General features: G+C 74.1%; 2 protein-coding genes and 1 tRNA gene. All 3 read left to right on the top strand.

What is annotated here, in order from left to right; all coding sequences use genetic code 11:
- Window positions 1-52: 52 nt before the first annotated feature.
- Window positions 53-126 (top strand) — tRNA-Leu (locus BJF79_RS37635).
- A gap of 301 nt (window positions 127-427) precedes the next feature.
- Window positions 428-1,033: a hypothetical protein gene (locus tag BJF79_RS37630; RefSeq protein ID WP_075904552.1), complete on the top strand. Its 606-nt coding sequence runs from the start codon at window positions 428-430 to the stop codon at window positions 1,031-1,033.
- On the top strand, window positions 958-2,364 hold a 1,407-nt coding region (locus BJF79_RS37625), incomplete at its 3' end, for an aminotransferase class I/II-fold pyridoxal phosphate-dependent enzyme (protein WP_158079414.1). The genes BJF79_RS37630 and BJF79_RS37625, both read left to right, overlap by 76 nt.

The raw sequence follows: 2,364 nt of genomic DNA, 5'->3' as shown, positions 1-2,364 counted from the left end.
TCGCGGCGTTGGACGCCCTGACACGCTCGGGTGCGCCGGTTATTATTTCTTTGCCCTCGTAGCCCAATTGGTAGAGGCAAACCCCTTAAAAGGGTTGTGGTGTCGGTTCGAATCCGATCGAGGGTACCGTGCGCGCCGCCGGACACGTCCGGAAGCGGGCACCCGGCGACAGACCCCTGGACGTAGGGGTATCGACGCCCGTGCGGGTGCGCCGCGCGGGCCCGTCCCGGCTGCCCGCAGCCGTGTCCAACCGTGCGATTCTTTCGGTTGGACACGGCCTCGCCGACCGTTTTGGGGTGCTCTTGTCGCTGCCCTGCGTCCGTGTAATCCTTGCCGCGCCGGGAATCCACGACATCCAATTTCGCTTGGGGTTCGACGTGCTCTCATACACCATCACGGCGCACGCTCCCGCCGGGAGTGAAACGTTATGAACGGCGATATCGACCGGGCCGCCTTCGCACGCGTCGGGCTCCGGCCGGGCCGCCGCCCGTCCACCGGCCCGCCCGACACCGCGGTGAAAATCCTCGGCCGCACCTGGGCCGCGCCGATCGCCGGCCCGGACGGCGCGCTGCTCGTCGCCGAGACCACCGACACGCCCGTCCAGATCCTGCGCGGGTTCCCCGACGAGCCCGCGCTCGAAGCCGGAACCGTCGAGTTCGTCCAGGTCGGCACCCCCGCCGGAGCCCGTGCGGGCGGTCGAGGGGGGCGCGGCCGGGCTGATCGTCGCCGGGGCCGCCGGGACCGCCGCACTCGACGCGCTGCCGCACGTCGCGGCCGCCGTCGTGCGCCGCTGCCCGATCCTGCTCGACGGCGTGCCGAACTGGGCGCCGACGTCCTCGCCGCCCTCGCCCTCGGCGCGCCGACGCGGTCGTCCTCGACCGCGCCGCCGACACCGCCCGGATCGTCGCGGAACTGCGCGCCGCCATGGCGTTCGCGGGCGCCTCGACGGTCCCCGACGTGGACCACTCGTGCGTCCGGGTCGAGCAGGCCGCGCCGCCCGCCGCGGACCGGTCCGGCGCCGACCTGCACGTGACGGAACTGCACCCGAGCCTGGCCGACCCGGTGCTCGACGCGATGAACTTCCTCAACGAGATCACGTTCCGCTACCCCGACGCGATCTCCTTCGCCCCGGGCCGCCCCTACGACGGCTTCTTCGACAACGCGCAGATCTTCGAGCACGTCCGCCGCTACCTCGACCACCGCGCCGGGGCGGGCGCGACGCCGGACGATCTGCGCACCGAACTCTTCCAGTACGGGCCCACCGCGGGCCGGATCCGGGACGTGCTCGCCGATTCCCTCCGCGCGGACGAAGGCATCGACGTCCCGCCCGAGGCGATCGTGGTGACCGTCGGTGCGCAGGAGGCGATGCTTCTCGTGCTGCGCGCGCTCGCCGCCGGGCCGCGCGACTCGGTGCTCGCGTCCACGCCCTGCTACGTGGGCTTCACCGGCGCGGCACGGATCCTCGGCGTCCCGGTGGCGGCGGTCCCCGAGGGACCGGACGGCCCGTCCCCCGCGGCGCTCGAAGCCGCGATCCTGGCCGAACGCGCCGCCGGGCGCCGCCCCCGCGCGTTCTACGTGGTGCCCGACCACTCCAACCCGTCCGGCGCCACGGTCGACCTGCCGGCCCGCCGTGCGCTGCTCGACCTGGCCGCCCGCCACGACCTGCTGATCATCGAGGACACGCCGTACCGGCTGGTGAGCCCCGGCCGCCCGCTGCCCACGCTGAAGTCGCTCGACCGCGACCGCCGCGTCGTGCACGTCGGCTCGTTCTCCAAGACCCTGTTCCCGGGCGCCCGCGTGGGCTTCGCCGTCGCCGACCAGACCGTCGCCGAGCGCCGGCGGCACCGCGCCGCTGGCCGCCGAGCTGGCCAAGATCAAGAGCATGGTCACGGTCAACACCCCGTCGCTGAGCCAGGCCGCCGTGCGGGTGCGCTGCTCGCGGCGGACGGCCGCGTCTCCCGGCTGAACGCCGAGCCCGCCGAGTACTACGGACGCGCGATGCGGGCCACCCTGGACCGCCTCGACCACGAACTCCCCGCCGCCCGCCGCGCCGCCCTCGGCGTCCGCTGGACCACCCCGTCCGGGGGCTTCTTCCTGACCGTCCAGGTCCCCTTCGACGCCGACGACGCCGCGCTCGCCCGCGCGGCCCGCGACTTCGGCGTGATCTGGACCCCGATGACCCAGTTCCACCCGGGGGGCGGCGCTCGACCGGCTCCGCCTCTCCACCAGCTACCTGACCCCGGCCGAGATCGAGGAGGGGATCGCCCGCCTCGCCCGTTTCATCGAGGCGAGACGCGCGCGCCCGCACCCGGCGGGAGGTCCGATGACCACCACCGACGGCCACCTGGTCCCCCCTCCCCGCAC

It is taken from the genome of Actinomadura sp. CNU-125, assembly GCF_001942465.1.
Lineage (GTDB): Bacteria > Actinomycetota > Actinomycetes > Streptosporangiales > Streptosporangiaceae > Spirillospora.
Note: the sequence above shows the minus strand (reverse complement) of the source record. Positions and strands in the feature narration are given on the sequence as shown.

What these genes read in the sequence shown, in the direction of transcription:
- BJF79_RS37630 (WP_075904552.1), top strand. Translation starts at nt 428, where the DNA reads ATGAACGGCGATATCGACCGGGCCGCCTTCGCACGCGTCGGGCTCCGG.